Source organism: Novosphingobium sp. SG720, assembly GCF_012275365.1.
Lineage (GTDB): Bacteria > Pseudomonadota > Alphaproteobacteria > Sphingomonadales > Sphingomonadaceae > Novosphingobium > Novosphingobium rhizosphaerae.
In genome coordinates, this window is the sequence record NZ_JAAZQN010000001.1 from 1,614,557 (window position 1) to 1,633,166 (window position 18,610).

Sequence of the window (18,610 nt, forward strand, 5' to 3'; positions counted from 1 at the left end):
TTCAGGCCCCGGTACGTGCCGCCGCCTTGGCCAACTGCGCCTCGCGCGCGGCGCGCATCTGGGCAAAGTCTTCGCCGGCGTGATAGCTCGACCGGGTAAGCGGGCTCGATGCCACCTGCAGGAAGCCCTTGGCCCGCGCGATCGCGCCATAGGCATCGAAGGCCTTGGGCGTGACGAATTCCATCACCTTGGTGTGCTTGGGCGTGGGCTGGAGATACTGGCCCATGGTGAGGAAGTCGATCTGGGCCGAGCGCATGTCGTCCATCACCTGGTGCACTTCCAGGCGTTCCTCGCCCAGGCCGAGCATGATGCCCGACTTGGTGAAGATCATCGGATTGAGCCGCTTGACCTGCTCGAGCAGGCGCAGCGAAGCGTAATAGCGCGCGCCGGGGCGGATCGTGGGATAGAGCCGGGGCACGGTTTCCAGGTTGTGGTTGTAGACGTCCGGCCCCGCTTCCACGATGGCGGCGACGGCGCTTTCCATCTTGTTGCGGAAATCGGGCGTGAGGATTTCGATCGTGGTCTGCGGCGTCTGCTCGCGCAGCGCCTTGATCACCTTGACGAACTGGCTGGCGCCGCCATCGGGCAGGTCATCGCGGTCGACCGAGGTGATCACGATATGCTCAAGCCCCATGCGCGCGGCGGCTTCGGCCACGTGGCCTGGTTCGGATGCATCGACCGCGCGGGGCATGCCGGTCTTGACGTTGCAGAACGCGCAGGCGCGGGTGCACACGTCGCCCAGGATCATCACCGTCGCGTGTTTCTTGGTCCAACACTCGCCAATGTTGGGGCACGCGGCCTCTTCACACACCGTGTTGAGCTTCAAGTCGCGCATCAACTGGCGCGTCTCGCCATAGCCCTTGCTGGTGGGCGCCTTTACGCGAATCCAGTCAGGCTTGCGGGTGCGCTGCGGCTGGATGGGCTCTCGGTTGCTGGCAGTGTCGGTCATGCCAGCGCAGATAGGCGCATCTTGGGGCACTTGAAAGTGTCAAATGAACACGGCATGCCCTTTGGCCATGGCAAACCCGACTTCCCCCGAGCTGGAACAGCTTATCGCCGGCTATCGCCGCTTCCGTGACAATGGTTGGACCCCGCATCGTGAGCGCTGGGAGCGCTTGCGCGAAGGGCAGGAGCCCAAGGTGATGATCATCGCCTGCTCCGACAGCCGCGTCGATCCTGCCCAGGTGTTCGACACCGATCCTGGCGAGATGTTCGTGGTGCGCAACGTGGCGGCCATGGTGCCCCCCTTCGAAACCACGCCCGGGCACCACGGTGTTTCGGCCGCCCTGGAATTTGCGATCCAGGTGCTCAAGGTCAAGGAAGTGGTGGTGATGGGCCACGGCATGTGCGGCGGCTGCCGCGCCGCGCTGACCCAGGAAATGGCCGGCACCGCACGCGGCCAAGGCGGCTTCGTGGCCGACTGGATCTCGCTGCTGGACGATGCGCGCAAGCCCGTGGTGGCCGAGCACGGCACCACCGGCCGCACTGCGGAACGGGCCATGGAACTGGCCGGCGTCAAAGCCAGCCTGGCCAACCTGCGCACGTTCCCCTGGGTGCAGGAAAAGGAAGCCGCCGGCGAATTGACCTTGCGCGGCGCGTTCTTCGCCATTTCCGACGGCATCCTGCACCTGCTGGACGAGGAAACCGGCGCGTTCACCCCTGCGGCCTGAAGCGATCCATTCCCGCAACGAAAAAGGGCGGCCCCGCAAGGAGCCGCCCTTCTCGTTTCGGGTAATCCCGAAGGACGCTTACTTGGCGCCCTTGGTGATCACATACTGGGTCCACAGCTGGGCCAGCGGGGCGCGCACGCCGCCGGTGACGGTGGCAAAGGCGGCCTTGGCTTCATCGTACTTGCCCTGGTCGGACAAGGCGATACCCAGGCGGGTTTCCACGCGGTCCTTGTCGGCCTGGGCGGGAATGCCCTTGGCCAGCGCGGCCTTGTAAAGCGCTTCGGCCTTGGCCGCTTCGCCATACGAGAGGTAAGCGTCGGCGGTGATGGCCGAGAGCTTGCCGTCGGCGGCCTTGGCCGCGTCACGCTCCAGCGCGCCCAGCGAGGCCTTGTCGCCTGCGGCGATACGGGCCTTCGCCTGGCTCAGCGCGTCGGACACGAACGGGTCGGAAGCCGAGATCGCGCCTGCGGCCACGCCCTGCTCGGCAATCTTCTGCACTTCGCCGGGCAGGCGACGCGGGTCGGCGGCCTGGATGTATTCGACATATTCGCGGCCGGTGTACTGCTTGTCCACGCCAAGCGCGCCGGTGCGCTGGAACAGACGGCCCAGGTCGACCGATTCTTCCTTGCCGAACTGGCTGAATTCACGGGTCAACTGGCCAGCGCCCAGCCAGTTGATCGGGGTGGGATCGGCGGTCACCGAGAGCAGGCCCCATTCGATCGCCTGCGGGCCAAGCTTGGCGTTATAGGCAATGACCTGGCCACGCTTGTACCAGCTGACCGGCACGGTGCCGTTGGCCGCCTTGCGGGTGGCCACAGCGGCCTTGAGCGCGTCGAGCGCCTGCGTCGGCTGGTTCTGCTGGACATAGGAATCGGCCAGCAGTTCGGCCGCGTTGTCTTCGCTGTAGTTGGCGTCAACCGCTGCCTTGAGCGCCTTGGTTGCGGTGGCATAGTCCTTGTTCTGGTAGGCCGTGGCACCCAGGAAATACTGCACCATCGGCTGCTTGTCGGCGCCGAGCTGGCCGCTGTCGGCCATGTTCTGCAGGCCCTTCTGCTGCAGGGCGCCGTCGCCCAGCGCACCGCCGAGGATCTGCTGCCACTGGCCCAGGATCAGGCGGTCGAGCGGCGTCTTGGCGCCGGTTTCCACCGGACCGAGTTCCGACACCAGCTTTTGCGCGCCGGCCTTGTAATCGGCATCGGCGGCCTTGCCCTTGGTGGCCTGCCAATCGTTGAACGACTTCTGGAACGGCGCGGCAGCTGCCGCGAATTCCTTGGAATTGCCGCCGCCTTCTTCCTTCTTGGCTTCCTTGGCGATCGCGGGGGCGACCATGGCGCCCATGCCAAGGCCACTCGCCAGCGCAACGGCCACAGCCGCGCGCGCAATCGTGCCCTTACCCGAATTCCACAAAGAACCGCGCATCTTGTATCTCCTGTTCGACCCCGACATTGCCCGTGCCGTTTGGCAAACACAGTCCAATGCCGCTTACCCTGGTCGGCCCTGCGCTAGTGGCGCGGAATGACGCCCTTGGCAACACTTGGCACATTAGGTGCCACGCCGTGAACGCGGATTGAATGGCAATTCGTCCTGCCGTTCAGGCAGCTTGTCGCATGTGTGGAAAACTGATCGCAAGATATGTCGGAAACGGCATGCTTGCTGGCCTTTTGCGCGAAAGGCGCCTAGGGGCAATTCTTTCCAGACAACGAAACGACAAAGCCACCATCGTGAGCGACGACACACCCAATCTCGATCCCACCCCCGGCACGCCGGAACACGAATTCCAGCGGATCGACATCGTCGACGAAATGAAGACCAGCTACCTCGATTACGCGATGAGCGTGATCGTGGCGCGTGCGCTTCCCGATGTGCGCGACGGCCTCAAGCCGGTCCACCGCCGCATCCTGTGGACCAGCCACGAGAACGGCTTCACTTCGACCAAGCCCTATCGCAAGTCCGCCCGCATCGTGGGCGATACCATGGGTAAGTATCACCCCCATGGCGACAGCGCGATCTATGATGCGCTGGCGCGCATGACCCAGGATTGGTCGATGCGCCTGCCGCTGATCGACGGCCAGGGCAACTTCGGCTCGATGGACCCCGATCCGCCGGCCTCGATGCGCTATACCGAAGCGCGCCTGGCCAAAGTGGCGGACTCGCTGCTGGCCGATATCGACAAGGACACGGTCGACTTCCAGCCCAACTACGACGGCGCGGAAAACGAACCGCAGGTTCTGCCGGCGCGCTTCCCCAACCTGCTGGTCAACGGCGCGGGTGGCATCGCGGTGGGCATGGCCACCAACATTCCGCCGCACAACCTGGGCGAAGTGATCGATGGCTGCCTGGCCTATATGGACAACCCGCTGATCTCGATCGACGAGCTGATCCAGATCATCCCCGGCCCGGATTTCCCCACTGCCCCGCTGATCCTGGGCGCTCACGGCGCGCGCAAGGCCTATACCGAGGGCCGCGGATCGATCATGATGCGCTGCTGTCACGAGGTGGAGGAAGGCCGCGGACGCGACGCCAACCGCCGCTCCATCGTGCTGACCTCGATCCCCTATCAGGTGGGCAAGTCCAACCTCGTCGAAAAGATTGCCGAAGCCGCCAAGGACAAGCGGATCGAAGGCATTTCCGACATTCGCGATGAATCCAATCGCGAAGGCGTGCGCGTGGTCGTGGACCTCAAGCGCGATGCCTCGCCAGAGGTGGTGCTCAACCAGCTGTGGCGCAACACCCCTGCCCAGTCCAATTTCCCGGCGAACATGCTGGCCATCCGTGGCGGCCGCCCGGAAATCCTGACGCTCAAGGACATCATCGAAAGCTTCGTGCGCTTCCGCGAGGAAGTGATCACGCGGCGCACCAAGTTCGAGCTGAGCAAGGCGCGCGATCGCGCCCATGTGCTGCTTGGCCTGGTCGTGGCGGTGACCAACCTGGATGAAGTGGTCAAGATCATCCGTGGTTCGGCCAACCCGGCCCTGGCGCGCGAGGCGCTGCTGGCGCGCGAATGGCCGATGGGCGAAATCGCGCCCTATATCCGCTTGGTCGAAGCCATCGAAGACGATGCCGTGGCCGGCGAAGGCACCTATCGCCTGTCGGAAATCCAGGTCCGCGCCATCCTCGATCTGCGCCTGCACCGCCTGACGGCGCTGGGCCGTGACGAGATCGGCGACGAACTGGAAAAGCTTTCCACCGCGATCAAGGAATACCTGGCGATCCTGGCCGACCGGCAGAAGCTCTATGCCGTGATGCGCCAGGAACTGGTGGACGTGCGCGCCGCCTATGCCACGCCGCGTCTGTCGCAGATCATGCCGGCGGCCGATGGCATCGACGATGAAGACCTGATCGAGCGCGAGGACATGGTCGTGACCGTCACGCTCGACGGTTACATCAAGCGCACCCCGCTTTCCACGTTCCGCGCCCAGGCCCGTGGCGGCAAGGGCCGCTCGGGCATGGCGACCAAGGAAGAGGATGCGGTTGCCACGATGTTCGTGGCCAGCACCCACACCCCGGTGCTGTTCTTCTCCACCGCCGGCAAGGTCTATCGCCTGAAAGTGTGGCGCCTGCCCGAAGGCGGCGCTGCCACGCGCGGCCGCCCGGTGGTCAACCTGCTGCCCGCGCTGGACCAGGGCGAGACGATTGCCGCCGTGCTGCCCTTGCCGGAAGACGAGGCGGAGTGGGGCAACCTCAACGTCATGTTCGCCACGGCCAAGGGCAACGTGCGCCGCAACGCCATGGATTCGTTTGCCAATATCCCGTCGAACGGCAAGTATGCGATGAAGTTCGAGGAAGACGGCGAGGACCGCCTGATCGGCGTGGCGCTGCTGTCCGAAGGTGACGATGTGCTGCTGGCAAGCCGCGCGGGCAAGGCAATCCGCTTCCCGGCGGACGATGTGCGCGAATTCCAGAGCCGCACGTCCACTGGGGTGCGCGGCATGGCGCTGAAGGACGGGGACGAAGTGATCTCGCTCTCGATCCTGCATCGTGCCGGCGTGAAGGACCAGGACGAGCGCGAGGACTACTTGCGCTTTGCCCCGTGGAAGGCCGAGAAGGAAGGCGAACCGCAGATGAGCGCCGAACGCTACCAGGAACTGGTGGCCAAGGAGCAGTTCATCCTGACGGTCTGCGCCAACGGCTATGGCAAGCTCTCTTCGGCCTATGAATATCGCCGCACCGGGCGCGGTGGCCAGGGCATCACCAATATCGACAATATCGGCCGCAACGGGCCGGTGGTCGCCAGCTTCCCTGCCAGCCAGGCCGACCAGCTCATGCTGGTGACCGACCAGGCCAAGCTGATCCGCCTGCCGCTTTCCTCGCTGCGGGTGATCGGGCGCGGTTCCGCCGGGGTGCGCCTGTTCAACGTGTCGGGCGACGAGCACGTTGTGGGCGCGGTGCGCCTCGCCGAGCAGGACGCCGAGGAAGGTGCGGAAATCGCCGATGTCGAAATCGACACCGGCGAAGCGGACGGCAATGCCGGGCCGGCTGCTGCCGATGAAGGCGGTGCGGACGAATGAGCACCCATGATCCCATTGCCTACAAGGTTTTGACCGCCGAGCAGCGCGCGCAGCTGGAAAGCGGCATGTTCGGCGGCGCGCCGGTGGACCTGGCCGATGGCTATATCCACATGTCCACGGCCGGTCAGTTGACCGAGACGGTGGACAAGCACTTTGCCGGGCAGAGCGACCTGCACGTGGCGGCCGTCGATCTGCTGGCCCTGGGCGAAGCCGTGCGCTGGGAAGTCTCGCGCGGCGGGGCACATTTTCCGCACCTTTACGCTCCGCTGCCGCTGGCGGCGGTGGTGGCGCTGGAGCCCTTGGCGCGCCAGGCCGACGGCAGCGTGGCGCTTCCCGACGCGACGTAACGGCGATGACGCATCAGATTCACATCATCGGTGGCGGCATGGCCGGCAGCGAGGCGGCCTGGCAACTGGGGCGGCGTGGCTTTCGCGTGCGGCTTTCCGAAATGCGCGGCAGCGGGGAAACCACCGCCGCGCACCAGGGCGACGGCCTGGCCGAGCTGGTCTGCTCCAACTCGTTCCGGTCTGACGACGACGAGAAGAATGCGGTTGGCCTGCTGCATCACGAGATGCGCCGCTGCGACAGCCTGATCATGGCCGCCGCCGACAAGGCGCGCGTGCCCGCAGGCTCTGCCCTGGCGGTGGACCGCGATGTGTTTTCCGCTGCGGTCGAAGCAGCGCTGGGCGAACTGCCCAATGTCGAGGTGGTGCGCGAGCGGGTGGACGCCCTGCCCGCAGACGGCATGACCATCGTCGCCACCGGGCCGCTGACCGCTGCATCGCTCGCCAGCAGCATCGGCACGGCCACGGGCGCGGAAAGCCTGGCGTTCTTCGATGCCATCGCGCCGATCGTCTATCGTGATTCGATCGACATGGACGTGTGCTGGATGGCGAGCCGGTGGGACAAGGCCGCCGGACCGGAAAGCACCGGCAAGGATTACATCAACTGCCCGATGAACAAGGAGCAGTACCAGGCGTTCCGCCAGGGCCTGCTCGACGGCGAAAAGACCGTGTTCAAGGAATGGGAGGCCAACACCCCCTATTTCGATGGCTGCATGCCGATCGAAGTGATGGCCGAGCGCGGCGAGGACACCTTGCGCTTTGGCCCGATGAAGCCGGTGGGGCTGGACGATCCGCGCACCGGGCGCTGGCCCTATGCCGTGGTGCAGCTGCGCCAGGACAACAAGCTGGGCACGCTGTGGAACATGGTGGGCTTCCAGACCAAGCTCAAGCATGCCGAGCAGGTGCGCCTGTTCCGCACCATTCCCGGCCTGGAAAACGCCGAGTTCGCGCGACTGGGCGGCCTGCACCGCAACACCTTCATCCATTCGCCCACGCTGCTCGATCGGCAATTGCGCCTCAAATCGGCCCCGCGCATCCGCTTTGCCGGGCAGATTACCGGCTGCGAAGGCTATGTCGAAAGTGCCTCGGTCGGCATGCTGGCGGGGCTGATGGCGGCAACCGAACTGGCGGGCCGCGACTGGACGCCACCGCCCGCCACCACGGCGCTGGGCGCGCTGCTGGGGCACATTACCGGCGATGCGGAAGCCGAGACTTATCAGCCAATGAACGTGAATTTCGGCCTGTTTCCGCCGGTCGATCCGTCGGTGAAGAAGAAGGTGCGCAAGGAAGCCTATACCGCGCGCGGCAAGGCGGATTTCGGGCCTTGGCTTGAGGCGTTGGTTTAAGGTTTCCACCACCCCCAACCCCCTCCTCTAAAGAGGAGGGGGCTTTTTATCAGGGCCTTACTCCCCTCCTCTTCGCAAGGAGGGGTTGGGGGGGCGAAGCCTAGCGCAACCTCAGAACGCTTCCTCGGCGAAGTCCATCACCGAGCCCTTGCCGGCCTTGATCGCCAGGAACAACGCGGCCGACTGCGGCAGCAGCTTTTCATAGAAGAAGCGCGCGGTATCGATCTTGGCCTTGTAGAACGCCGGTTCACCCGTGCCCGACATGAGCGCGCGCGAGGCGATCTTGGTGGCCTTGGCAAAGCAATAGGCCATGGCGACCAGACCCATCAGGCGCAGGTAATCGGTGGCAGCGGCGCCGCCTTCTTCGGGATCCTTCATGCCGCGCTCGGCGATCATCGCCGTGGCGCCTTGCAGCGCCTCGAACGCACGCTTGAGGCCAGCGACCATCTTGCCGATCGCGGGATCTTCCGCGTTCGCTTCGATGAAGTCGCTGATCGGGTGGAACAGGCTGCGCAAGTAGCGGCCCATTTCGGCCGGCATCTTGCGGCCGACGAGGTCGAGCGCCTGGATGCCGTTGGTGCCTTCATAGAGCATGGCGATGCGCGCATCGCGCATGTACTGCTCCACCCCGCTTTCGCGGATGAAGCCGTGGCCGCCATAGCATTGCACCGCAAGGCTCGCGCTTTCGAGGCCGAGGTCGGTGAACATCGCCTTCACCACCGGGGTCATCAGCGCGACGAAGTCAGACGCGCGCTGGCGCTGTTCCGGCTCTGCCCCGTGCTTTTCAGCGTCGAGCGCACGGGCCACCCAGGCCGAAACGCCCCGGCAGCCTTCGTTCCAGGCGCGCATGGTCAAGAGCATGCGGCGCACATCGGGATGCACGATGATCGGGTCGGCCGGCTTGTCCGGGTGCTTGGGGCCAGACAGCGAGCGCCCTTGCAGGCGGTCCTTGGCATACCACACGGCGGACTGGTACGCCGCCTCACCAATGCCCAGGCCCTGGATGCCGACGCCGACGCGCTCGGCGTTCATCATCGTGAACATGGCTTCGAGCCCGCGATGGGGTTCGCCGATCAGCCAGCCCTTGGCATCCTCGAACAGCATCTGGCAGGTGGCCGAAGCCTTGAGGCCCATCTTGTGTTCGATCGCGGTGCACTTGGCGCCGTTGCGCACGCTGGGATTGCCATCGGCATCGGGCAGGTACTTGGGCACCAGGAACAGGCTGATGCCCTTCACGCCCTTGGGCGCATCGGGCAGGCGGGCCAGCACCAAGTGGACGATGTTGCTGGTCAGGTCGTGCTCGCCGGCGGAGATGAAGATCTTGGCGCCGTTGATCTTGTAGCCGTCATCGCCATCGGGGTCGGCGCGGGTGCGCAGCAGGCCCAGATCGGTGCCGCAATGCGCCTCGGTCAGGCACATGGTGCCAGACCATTCGCCGCTGACCATCTTGGGCAGGTAGTCCTGCTTGAGCGTGTCGTTGGCATAGACCGTGAGCGCCGCGATCGCGCCATTGGTGAGGCCGGGATAGAGGCTGAACGACACGTTGGTGGCGCAGATCATTTCCTCGACCAGCTTGCCAACTGCCTCGGGCGCGCCTTGACCGCCCCATTCGGGCGGCAGCACCAGGGCGTTCCAGCCGCCTTCGGTAAAGGCCTTGTAGGCCTCGATGAAGCCCTTGGGCGTGCGGACCACGCCGTTTTCCAACGTGCAGCCCTCTTCGTCACCGCTGCGGTTGAGCGGCAGGAGCACGTCCTGGCACAGCTTGGCCGCCTCGGTCAGCACCGCTTCGGTCAGGTCAGGGGTGAAATCGGCCAGGGCGGGAATGTCGCCATAGCCATCGTCGGTGTGCAATTCGTTGAGCACGAAGCGCATGTCGCGCAGGGGAGCGGTATAGATCTGCATGGCAAATCTCCTCAATCAGTTGCGAAGCGGCTTGCCGGTCTTGAGCATATGCTCGATCCGGGCCTGTGTCGCGGGATTGCGCACCAGGCTGGTGAATTCGCGACGCTCGGCCGCCAGCAGGTCGTCTTCGGTCACGGTATCGATCAGGTCAGCATCGCCACCCGTCAAGATGCGCGCAAGGGCACCGGATACCACTTCGTCGTGCGGGGTGGCGAGGCCTCGGGCGCGGAAGCCCTGCACCGCCATGTCGAGCGCGGTCTTGCCACCGGCACCGGGCACAAGGAACACCGGCGGTTCGGGCGGGCGATAGCCTTCGGCCAAGGCCAGCGCGCGGGCTTTGGCATCGGCCAACAGGCGATCGCGGTTCATCGTCACCTGGTCGGTGGGGCGCAGGAAACCATGCTCGATCGCCTCGGCCGCCGATTTCGAGACGGTGGCGGTGGAGACGGTTTCGAACACCTTCGCCACGGCCGGCATCGGCCCCTTGGGCAGGGCCGGATTGTGGCGCCAGCGATCGAGCATTTCGCCGTTGCCGCCCCAGCCCGGCACCAGGCCGACGCCGCATTCGACCAAGCCGATATAGCTTTCGGCATGGGCCTGGATGGCATCGCAATGCAGCAAGACTTCGCAGCCCCCGCCCAGCGCCATGCCCGAGGGCGCACCGACCACCGGGAACGGCGCGTATTTCAGCGCCTTCAACGCCTGTTGCCCGCCGGCCACCAGCTTTTCGATCTCGCCCCAGGCGGCGATGTTCATGGCGAACAGCGCGAGGCCCAGGTTGGCGCCGGCCGAGAAGTGGCTGCCTTCGTTGTAGATGACCAGGCCCTTGAACTTTTCGGCCACCAGCGGGATCGCCTGGCCGATCAGCTTCATCACCTCGCCATCCAGGGCATTCATCTTGCCGGTGAATTCGAGCGCGGCGACGCCATCGCCCACATCCCACAACGCGGCCGAAGCGGTCTTGAGCAGCGGCTTGGCCGAGAGCTTGATGTCTTCGAGCAGGACCACGCCTTCGGGGCGGGCGACATCGTGGTATTCGCCATCCAGCCCCAGCGCCTGGCGCTTGCCGCCTTCGACACGATAGAACGGGCGGCCGGCAGCCAGATCGACAATGGCGGGCACCGGCTTGCCTTCGGCCTTGAGCCGATCGGCAAACGCGGCGGTGCCGAGCTTGTCGATCAGTTCGAACGGGCCGAATTTCCAGTTGTAGCCCAGCTTCATTGCCACATCGATGGCGACGATATCGTCAGACGCCTGCGGCACGAGGCTGGCGGCATAGGACAGCGTGGGGCTGAGAACGGCCCAGGCATAGGCGCCCAGCTTGCCCGAGAGGCCGACGAGCGCGCGCAAGTCCTTGAGCGCGGCGCCCGGAATGGTCGGCGGCTTGGCGGCGGGGCGGTATTCGCCGTTCACCAGGTCGATGGTTTCCTTGCGCTTTCCGGCTTCGCGGTTGAGGCGGTAGAACCCGCCCTTGCCCTTGCGGCCGGTATAGCCATCGGCGATCATCTTGGTGATCAGCGGATGATCGACGGCAATCGCGCGATAGGCGTCGTCCGCCGGCAGCGTGGCGGTTAGGCTCGCCTTCAGATGCGGCATCAGGTCGATGCCGACGAGGTCCACCAGGCCGAACACCCCGGTCTTGGGCACGCCCATCGGCTTGCCCACCACGGCATCGGCTTCTTCCACCGTCAGGCCCAGGTCCAGCGCGGCGTTGATCGCCTGCTGGATCCAGAACGTGCCGACACGGTTGGCGAGGAAGCCTGGCGTGTCCTTGGCGCGCACCACCGTCTTGCCCAGGGCGCGATCGGCAAAGTCGCTGACCTTGGCGACCAGCGCCGCGTCGCTGGCCGGACCGGCGACGACTTCGAGCAGGCGCATGTAGCGCGGCGGGTTGAAGAAGTGGGTAATCAGGAAATCGCGGGCAAAGCCCTCGCTGCGCCCGGCGACGAGCTGTTCGAGCGGGATCGTCGAGGTGTTGGACGACACCGCCGTGCCGGGGCGGCGCACGGCCTCCAGCTTTTCATAGAGCGCGTGCTTGAGGTCGAGCCGCTCGACAATGGCCTCGATCACCCAGTCGCATGTCGCAACGCGGGCGAGATCATCCTCGATATTGCCCACTTCCACCAGCTTGGCGGCGCGCTTGCTCATGAAGGCGGCAGGTTCGGCCTTGCGCAGGCGTTCCAGCGCACCCTGTGCCACCGCGTTGCGGTTGGCCGGATCGCGCACGATATCGAGCAGCAGGACCGGCACGCCGGCATTGGCCACCTGGGCGGCGATGCCCGCGCCCATGGTGCCCGCGCCGATCACGCAGACTTTCTTGATGGCTTCTGGCATCAGATCGCCTCCAGAACCGTGGCGATACCCTGCCCGCCACCGATGCACTGGGTGGCCAGGGCATATTTGCCGCCGGTGCGCTGCAGCAGGCTGGCGGCCTTGCCCACGATGCGCGCGCCGGTGGCGCCGAGCGGATGGCCCAGCGCGATGGCGCCGCCATCCAGGTTGATCTTGGCGGTATCGAGCCCAAGATCGGCGATGCAGGCCAATGCCTGGCTGGCAAAGGCTTCGTTCAGTTCGATCACGTCGAGATCGGCAACCGAAATGCCCGCGCGGGCCAGGGCCTTGCGGCTCGACTCGACCGGGCCGATGCCCATGATTTCAGGCGCACAACCGGAAATCGCCATCGACTTGATGCGCGCCAGGATCGGCAGGCCATGGGCGCGGGCATAGTCTTCGCTCGCCACGAGCACGGCGCTGGCGCCGTCGGTCAGCGGGGAGGACGTGCCGGCCGTGACCGTGCCGGTGGCGCTGAACGCGGGCTTGAGGCTGGCGAGCGCCTCGGCCGTGGTGCCGGGCCGCGGGCAACCGTCGGTATCGACCACACCGGCCTTGGTCTCGATTGGCACGATCTCGTCCTTGAGCTTGCCCGCAGCGATCGCGGCGGCGGCCTTCTGCTGGCTGGCCACGGCGAACGCTTCCTGCGTTTCACGCGAAAGGCCGTACTGGCTGGCGAGGTTTTCTGCGGTGTCGCCCATGCCGATATAGGCCTGGCTGGCCTTGGCCAGCGCCGGGTTGGGCAGCGGGTTGAAGCCCATCATCGGCACGCGGCTCATCGACTCGACGCCGGCGGCGATGAACACTTCGCCCGATCCAGCGGCGATCTGGCCCACGGCATAGTGGATGGCACTCATCGAAGAGCCGCAGAACCGGTTGACCGTCATCCCGCCGACCGAGCGGGGCAAGCCGGCGATCAGGCCGATCAGGCGCGCCACGTTGAAACCCTGTTCGCCTTCCGGGAAAGCGCAGCCGACGATCAGATCCTCGATGGCATCGGAGGCAAGGCCGGTGCGTTGCACCAGTTCCTTGATGACGGCGGCAGCGAGATCGTCGGGCCGAGTGCGGGCGAGCGCACCCTTGCCGGCAAGGTGGAACGGCGACCGGGCATATCCGGCGATGACCGCATTTGGCATGATTTTCGGCATCCTCGTCAGGTGGGGCAGCTACCCCGAGCACTTCCGATAGCACGGAATCACCCTTGGCGCTGCTTTCGTCCGTAATGGTGCTCAACTTTCCCTATACGTCAACCAAAATTTGGGGCATAGAGTGAGTCGCACACCGGCCAGGCAAGAAAGGCTGGGTGGAAACCGGATATCGAAACGCACGGCCGCCTGTTTGGTTCTGGGCTTTCGGTTGTTGGGTCGAGGATGAAGAATGATGAAAGGAAAGCCGTTGTTGGCGATCACCGTAGTGTCCCTGATAGGGGCAACGGTGGGCGCCTATGCCACCCCCGCCATGGCGGCACCGGAACAGGCCATCGGCCGCTGGTCCACGCCCACCAAGCACGGTGTCGTCGAAATTGCGCCTTGCGGCCCGTCGATCTGCGGCCGCCTGGTGGAATCTGACAGCATACGCGCCAATCCCGCCTTTGCCGACGGCAACAACAAGAACGCCGCGCTGCGCAGTCGCCCGCTCAAGGGGCTGACCATTCTGCAAGGTTTCACGCGCAGCAACGACGGTTGGCAAGGCGGATCGATCTACAATCCCGAGGACGGCGGGACATACAAGGCGACGATCACGATCGCCGATCCCGACACGCTCAAGCTGAAGGGCTGCATCGTGTGGCCGCTGTGCAAGACGCAGACCTGGAAGCGGCTGCGCTGACGTGAAGAAACCACAAGCAACAAGAATTTGCATGGGAGTGAGAGAGATGAACCTGAACAACCGCCGCACCCTGGCCTGCGCCATGCTTCTGGCGGGCACGGCCGGCCTGGCCAGCCCTGCCCTGGCTGGCGGCTTCTATCTTCAGGACCAGTCGGCCAAGGCCACCGGCCGCGCCTATTCGGGCGAAGTGGCCGATACCGGCGTCGACAGCCTGTGGTGGAACCCTGCCAGCATCGCCGGGATGACCGGCGGCGAGGCTGCGCTCAATGCGACGGGCATCCTGCCTTCGGGCGACGTGGTGAACAACGGCACCCTTATCAAGCGCCCCGGACAGCCGGCGGCCGCCGTGGGTGGCGACAGCGTGGCCCACAATCCGATCCACAAGGGCGTCGTGCCCTCTGGCGCGATCGCCCATGCCCTGGGCCGTGACCTGGCCGTGGGCCTGGCGGTGACCGCTCCCTACAACTTCACCACCGAATATTCGGGCACCAGCTGGGCGCGCTACACCGCGCTGACCACCAAGCTGCGCACGATCGACATCCAGCCGAGCGTGGCATTGCAGCTTACCCCGGTGATTTCGATCGGTGCTGCGGTCAACGTGGAACACGCCGACGCCACGCTGGGCAATGCCCTGCCCAACCTGCTGGCCGCGCTGCCCGATGGCAGCCAGACCTTGAAGGGCAAGGGTTGGGACGTGGGCTATTCGGCCGGCGTGCAGTTCCGCGGCAAGGCCGTGACCGTGGGTCTCAGCTACAAGTCTGCCATCACGCACAAGCTCAACGGCGACGTGGTGATTGCCGGGCTGCTGGGTCCGCTGGCCGCCAACAACGGGACGATTTCCACGCAGGCGGAATTCACCACGCCCTGGCAGCTGACGTTCGGCGGGCGCTGGAAAGTGAGCCCGGTCTTCACGCTCAACGCGCAGGCCACCCGCTTTGGCTGGGCCGAATTCGATTCGATCAAGCTGGGCAGCCCGCTCAACACCGCCATTCCCGAAGACTATCGCAACACCTGGGCGGTTTCGGTGGGCTTTGACGCCGATCTGAGCCCCAAGTGGACCGTGCGTGGCGGCGTGCAGCGCGACGTTTCGCCCGTGCAGCCGACCGATCGCGATGCCCGCGTGCCCGATAGCAATCGCTGGAACTTTGCCCTGGGCGCGACTCACTCGCTCAGCCGCGCGTTCAAGATCGACGTGGCCGCCAATTACCTCACGCTGGCCAATGCGCCGATCAATCGCGTGACCGCCGCTTATGCCGGCACGGCCGCGCAAACGCCGATCCTGGTCAACGGCGAATTGCAGAAGGCCCACGTCGTGGTGCTCTCGCTGGGTGGACGGATCGCGTTCTGATCACCCAAGGCGCCGGAACCCCCGTGGGTTCCGGCGCCATCCTTTCCCTCCAGCCGGAAGCTGTCATGGTCGCTGCCCCCCCTACCAAGGCTATTTCGCAAACCGACGCCCTGCCGCCCGACTGGTCCCCGCCGGTGATGCTGCTGGGCGACCTGATCGACAACGCCGTACGCGATCACGGCGATCGGCCAGCGGTGGATTTCATGGGCCGCACCTGGACCTATCGCGCGCTGGGCCGCATGGTCGAGCGCGCTGCGCGGGGTTTCCAGGATCTCGGGCTGGGCAAGGGAGACCGGGTGGCGCTGTGCCTGCCCAACACACCCTATTACATCGTGCTCTATTTCGCCGCGCTCAAGATCGGCGCGGTCGTCGTCAATCTCAACCCGCTCTACACGCAAAGCGAGATGTGCCACCTGTTGAAGGACAGTGGCGCGCGCGTGGTGGCCGTTCCCGATCTGCGCGAGATCCACGGCAAGGTTCTGGCGATCGCCGATGAGTGCCAGCTTGCCACGATCCTGGTCTGTCCGATGGCCGGCATCCTGCCGCGCGTGAAAGCCTGGGGCTGGCGCCTGTTCAAGCGCCGCGATCACGCCCGCTATGCCCACGATGCGCTGCACATGCGCTTTTGCGACCTGATCGCGCGGGGCGATCCGCCCAAGCCGGTGGCACTGGCGCCCGATGACCTCGCCGTGCTGCAATATACAGGCGGCACCACCGGCACGCCCAAGGGCGCGATGCTGACCCATCGCAATCTCACGGCCAATGCCTTGCAGCAGCAGGCGCATATCCACGGCGATCTGCCCGCGCCGCAGCGCACCCTGGCGGTGCTGCCGTTCTTCCACGTCTTCGCGCTGACGGCGGTGCTCGATTTCTCGATCCTGGTAGGATCGGAACTGGTGCTGATGCCGCGGTTTGAAATGGGCGCGATGCTGGCGACGATTAAGCGCAAGCCGCCCACGCTGTTTTTCGGCGTGCCCACGCTGTTCATCGCCATGAACGCGCTCGACGATGCCAAGGTGCCCGATCTGTCCGCCCTGCGCGCGTGCATTTCGGGCGGGGCGCCGCTGCCGCTGGAAGTGCGCCAGACGTTCGAGCAGCGCACCGGCGCGCGGGTGTGCGAAGGCTATGGCCTGACCGAAGCCTCGCCCATTGTCACGTGCAATCCCGTGGATGGCGACATTCGCGCCAACAGCTGCGGACAGGCCTTCCCAGGCACCGTGATCGAGATCCGCGATCCCGAAAATCCCGAAACCATCCTGCCACTTGGCACCAATGGCGAAGTTTGCGTGCGCGGGCCGCAGGTCATGGCCGGATACTGGCAACGCCCCGAGGATACCGCCAAGGTCTTTGTCGATGGCGCGCTGCGCACGGGCGACGTGGGCCATCTGGACGAGGACGGCTATCTCTACCTGGTCGACCGCCTGAAGGACCTGATCCTGAGTGGGGGATACAATGTCTATCCGCGCGTGATCGAGGAAGCTGCCTATCTGCACCCGGCGATCGAAGAAGCCATCGCGATCGGCGTTCCCGATCGCTATCGCGGGCAAAGCGCCAAGCTTTTTGTCAAGCTGCACGCCGGCACCAGCGTAGCGCCCGAGGCGATTCTGGCTTTCCTGGCCGAGCATCTCAACAAGATCGAGGTGCCGCGGGCCGTGGAAATTCGCGACAGCCTGCCCAAGACGATGGTGGGCAAGCTGTCGAAGAAGGAACTCGTGGCCGAAGAGCGCGCCAAGGCCGAAGCCGAAGCTGCGGCGGCCGCCACCAGCCCCGCCTGATCGGGCAGCGATCAGGCCGTTGCAATCCGCGTGTTGCGGCGCAATAGGTAAAGCCATTTTGGGGGGAACTTTGGCCACCATGATAGACACTCTGCCCGATCCGCCCGAGGCGGCAGCAGAACCGCCGCCACCCGCACCCGAGGATGGGCTGCAGGGAATCCAGGACGTGGCCAAGCGCCTTGGCGTTACGCATCGCACCCTGCGCTTCTACGAGGACAAGGGCCTGATCGAGCCGGCGCGCGTGGGCAACACGCGGATCTATTCGCACCGCGAAGTGGCGCGGATGCAGTTGATCCTGCGCGGCAAGCGACTGGGCTTCACCATCCGCGAGATCAAGGAATTCCTCGATCTCTATGATGTCGATCCCACCCGGCTGGAACAATTGCAGCATCTGGTGGCGCATATCCGCAGCCGGTTGCGCAAGCTGGAAAGCCAGCATAGCGCCTTGCTCAAGACCATGACCGAGCTTCAGGCGATGGAAGCCGAAGCGATCGACAAGATCGGCGAGCTTACCGGTTCAAGGCGGGGCGCGGCCGCCACTTGAGCAGCCGCGCCGGCAGCGCTTCGGCCGTGCTGACGATGATGATCCCAGCAAGGATCATCAGGGACCCGGTGATGAACGCTGCATCGAGGCTGTCACCCAGCACGAAGACGCCGGCCGCCACGCCGAACATCGGCGTCATGAAGCTGAGCACGCCAAGCCGCGCGGCGCTATAGCGGCGCAGCAGCGCATACCATGTAAGGTAGCTGAGGAACGCGACGATCACGACCTGGAAGCCCAGGCTCGCCAGCAGGCCCGGCGTGACATGCACGGCAGTTTCGCCGAGCACCGGCGCCGCCAGGGTGCACAGCAGGAACGCGCCCATCAACTGGTAGAACAGCGTGACCGACGCCGGGGCATTGGCCAGCGTCGAGTTGCGCAGCACCAGCGTGGTGCAGGCCCAGCCGCACGCACCGCCCAGCGCCAGGGCATCGCCCAGGCTGCCATGGGGATACCCCGCGCCCTCGCCCCCGCCGCTGAACGCCAGGACGACCCCGGCAAATGAGAGGGCAATCCCCACCCACTGCCCGGCGCGCAGGCGCTCGTCGGGTCGCAACAGGCCCAGGCCCAGCGCAGCCCCGATCGGCGCGGTATAGAGGTAGATCGTCACGTGCGAGGCGCTGGTAAAGCGCAAGGCTTCGCCTGCCAGCAGGAATTCGGTGCCGAACAGCATGCCGATGGCCAGCCCGGGCAGCACCGTGCCGCGATTGATCGCATGCCCTTCCCCGCGCCACAGCACCACCGCCAGCGTGGCGAGGCCCGCAAGGCCCGAGCGCAGACCCATCTGCAGCAGCGGGCTCATCGCGCTGGCCACCAGTTTGATGGCAACCTGCTGCGATCCCCAGATCGCGCAAAGCACGACCATGATGGCAACGGCAGCGGCATCGACAGGCTTGCGATCGGTCACGAAACGTCCGGTATGATGAGGGGAAATGGCCGGCGCGCCTTAGTCGATATTTCGCCCCGGGGCCAGTGTCGCGCAGCTGGCTATAATTCCTGCCCCTAGGGGAAATGCCGC

General features: G+C 65.5%; 14 protein-coding genes. 8 read left to right on the forward strand and 6 right to left on the reverse strand.

Annotated elements, in window-relative coordinates:
- Position 1 precedes the first annotated feature (1 nt).
- On the reverse strand, positions 2–949 hold the full coding sequence (lipA, locus tag FHW94_RS07300; RefSeq protein ID WP_168554995.1) for a lipoyl synthase: 948 nt from the start codon (positions 947–949) through the stop codon (positions 2–4).
- 67 nt (positions 950–1,016) lie between these two features.
- On the opposite strand from lipA, the gene FHW94_RS07305 reads away from it, so the two are divergent.
- Positions 1,017–1,670 (forward strand): carbonic anhydrase, encoded by a 654-nt coding sequence (locus tag FHW94_RS07305; RefSeq protein WP_168554996.1) that lies wholly within the window; start codon positions 1,017–1,019, stop codon positions 1,668–1,670.
- Positions 1,671–1,748: 78 nt separating this feature from the next.
- Here the strand turns inward: FHW94_RS07305 and FHW94_RS07310 are convergent, their stop codons facing one another.
- Complete coding sequence (locus FHW94_RS07310; protein ID WP_168554997.1) at positions 1,749–3,089, reverse strand: hypothetical protein; 1,341 nt, start codon at positions 3,087–3,089, stop codon at positions 1,749–1,751.
- Positions 3,090–3,391: 302 nt separating this feature from the next.
- Here FHW94_RS07310 and gyrA point away from each other — a divergent pair, with 302 nt between their 5' ends.
- Genes gyrA through trmFO form a run of 3 tightly spaced genes read left to right on the forward strand, consistent with a single transcriptional unit; the run spans position 3,392 to position 7,868 of the window.
- Positions 3,392–6,178 carry a DNA gyrase subunit A gene (gyrA, locus tag FHW94_RS07315; RefSeq protein ID WP_349237456.1) on the forward strand — a complete coding sequence of 929 codons (2,787 nt, stop codon included), beginning with the start codon at positions 3,392–3,394 and terminating at the stop codon, positions 6,176–6,178.
- Complete coding sequence (locus tag FHW94_RS07320; protein ID WP_168554999.1) at positions 6,175–6,525, forward strand: DUF952 domain-containing protein; 351 nt, start codon at positions 6,175–6,177, stop codon at positions 6,523–6,525. The genes gyrA and FHW94_RS07320 overlap by 4 nt, the downstream gene beginning before the upstream one ends.
- Positions 6,526–6,530: 5 nt before the next feature.
- Positions 6,531–7,868 carry a methylenetetrahydrofolate--tRNA-(uracil(54)-C(5))-methyltransferase (FADH(2)-oxidizing) TrmFO gene (gene trmFO, locus FHW94_RS07325; RefSeq protein WP_168555000.1) on the forward strand — a complete coding sequence of 446 codons (1,338 nt, stop codon included), beginning with the start codon at positions 6,531–6,533 and terminating at the stop codon, positions 7,866–7,868.
- Positions 7,869–7,979: 111 nt separating this feature from the next.
- Here trmFO and FHW94_RS07330 read toward each other — a convergent pair whose 3' ends face one another.
- From FHW94_RS07330 to FHW94_RS07340, 3 genes are read right to left on the reverse strand one after another with little or no spacing between them, the layout of a single operon-like run.
- Positions 7,980–9,770 (reverse strand): acyl-CoA dehydrogenase C-terminal domain-containing protein, encoded by a 1,791-nt coding sequence (locus tag FHW94_RS07330; RefSeq protein WP_168555001.1) that lies wholly within the window; start codon positions 9,768–9,770, stop codon positions 7,980–7,982.
- Between the two features lie 15 nt (positions 9,771–9,785).
- Positions 9,786–12,104, reverse strand: a complete 2,319-nt coding sequence (locus tag FHW94_RS07335) for a 3-hydroxyacyl-CoA dehydrogenase/enoyl-CoA hydratase family protein (protein WP_168555002.1) — start codon at positions 12,102–12,104, stop codon at positions 9,786–9,788.
- The gene (locus FHW94_RS07340; RefSeq protein WP_168555003.1) at positions 12,104–13,237 is read right to left on the reverse strand and encodes a thiolase family protein; all 1,134 of its coding nucleotides are present in this window, start codon (positions 13,235–13,237) and stop codon (positions 12,104–12,106) included. Before FHW94_RS07340 ends, FHW94_RS07335 begins: the two co-directional genes overlap by 1 nt.
- Before the next feature lie 322 nt (positions 13,238–13,559).
- On the opposite strand from FHW94_RS07340, the gene FHW94_RS07345 reads away from it, so the two are divergent.
- From FHW94_RS07345 to FHW94_RS07360, 4 genes are all read left to right on the forward strand, one after another.
- Positions 13,560–13,928 carry a DUF2147 domain-containing protein gene (locus FHW94_RS07345; RefSeq protein WP_246866017.1) on the forward strand — a complete coding sequence of 123 codons (369 nt, stop codon included), beginning with the start codon at positions 13,560–13,562 and terminating at the stop codon, positions 13,926–13,928.
- 46 nt (positions 13,929–13,974) lie between these two features.
- Positions 13,975–15,276, forward strand: a complete 1,302-nt coding sequence (locus FHW94_RS07350) for an outer membrane protein transport protein (RefSeq protein ID WP_168555004.1) — start codon at positions 13,975–13,977, stop codon at positions 15,274–15,276.
- A gap of 137 nt (positions 15,277–15,413) precedes the next feature.
- Entirely contained in the window at positions 15,414–17,051 is a 1,638-nt protein-coding gene (locus tag FHW94_RS07355; RefSeq protein WP_168555542.1) for a long-chain fatty acid--CoA ligase, read from the forward strand.
- 79 nt (positions 17,052–17,130) lie between these two features.
- A complete protein-coding gene (locus tag FHW94_RS07360; RefSeq protein ID WP_168555005.1) occupies positions 17,131–17,595 on the forward strand; it encodes a MerR family DNA-binding transcriptional regulator in 465 nt (154 codons plus the stop codon).
- Here the strand turns inward: FHW94_RS07360 and FHW94_RS07365 are convergent.
- A complete protein-coding gene (locus FHW94_RS07365; protein ID WP_168555006.1) occupies positions 17,561–18,499 on the reverse strand; it encodes a DMT family transporter in 939 nt (312 codons plus the stop codon). The genes FHW94_RS07360 and FHW94_RS07365 overlap by 35 nt on opposite strands.
- Positions 18,500–18,610 lie beyond the last annotated feature (111 nt).

Bases quoted from the DNA above. Each gene is read 5' to 3' on its own strand.
- lipA (WP_168554995.1), bottom strand. From the start codon at position 949: ATGACCGACACTGCCAGCAACCGAGAGCCCATCCAGCCGCAGCGCACC.
- FHW94_RS07305 (WP_168554996.1), top strand. From the start codon at position 1,017: ATGGCAAACCCGACTTCCCCCGAGCTGGAACAGCTTATCGCCGGCTAT.
- FHW94_RS07310 (WP_168554997.1), bottom strand. From the start codon at position 3,089: ATGCGCGGTTCTTTGTGGAATTCGGGTAAGGGCACGATTGCGCGCGCG.
- FHW94_RS07320 (WP_168554999.1), top strand. From the start codon at position 6,175: ATGAGCACCCATGATCCCATTGCCTACAAGGTTTTGACCGCCGAGCAG.
- trmFO (WP_168555000.1), top strand. From the start codon at position 6,531: ATGACGCATCAGATTCACATCATCGGTGGCGGCATGGCCGGCAGCGAG.
- FHW94_RS07330 (WP_168555001.1), bottom strand. From the start codon at position 9,770: ATGCAGATCTATACCGCTCCCCTGCGCGACATGCGCTTCGTGCTCAAC.
- FHW94_RS07335 (WP_168555002.1), bottom strand. From the start codon at position 12,104: ATGCCAGAAGCCATCAAGAAAGTCTGCGTGATCGGCGCGGGCACCATG.
- FHW94_RS07340 (WP_168555003.1), bottom strand. From the start codon at position 13,237: ATGCCAAATGCGGTCATCGCCGGATATGCCCGGTCGCCGTTCCACCTT.
- FHW94_RS07345 (WP_246866017.1), top strand. From the start codon at position 13,560: ATGGCGGCACCGGAACAGGCCATCGGCCGCTGGTCCACGCCCACCAAG.
- FHW94_RS07350 (WP_168555004.1), top strand. From the start codon at position 13,975: ATGAACCTGAACAACCGCCGCACCCTGGCCTGCGCCATGCTTCTGGCG.
- FHW94_RS07355 (WP_168555542.1), top strand. From the start codon at position 15,414: ATGCTGCTGGGCGACCTGATCGACAACGCCGTACGCGATCACGGCGAT.
- FHW94_RS07360 (WP_168555005.1), top strand. From the start codon at position 17,131: ATGATAGACACTCTGCCCGATCCGCCCGAGGCGGCAGCAGAACCGCCG.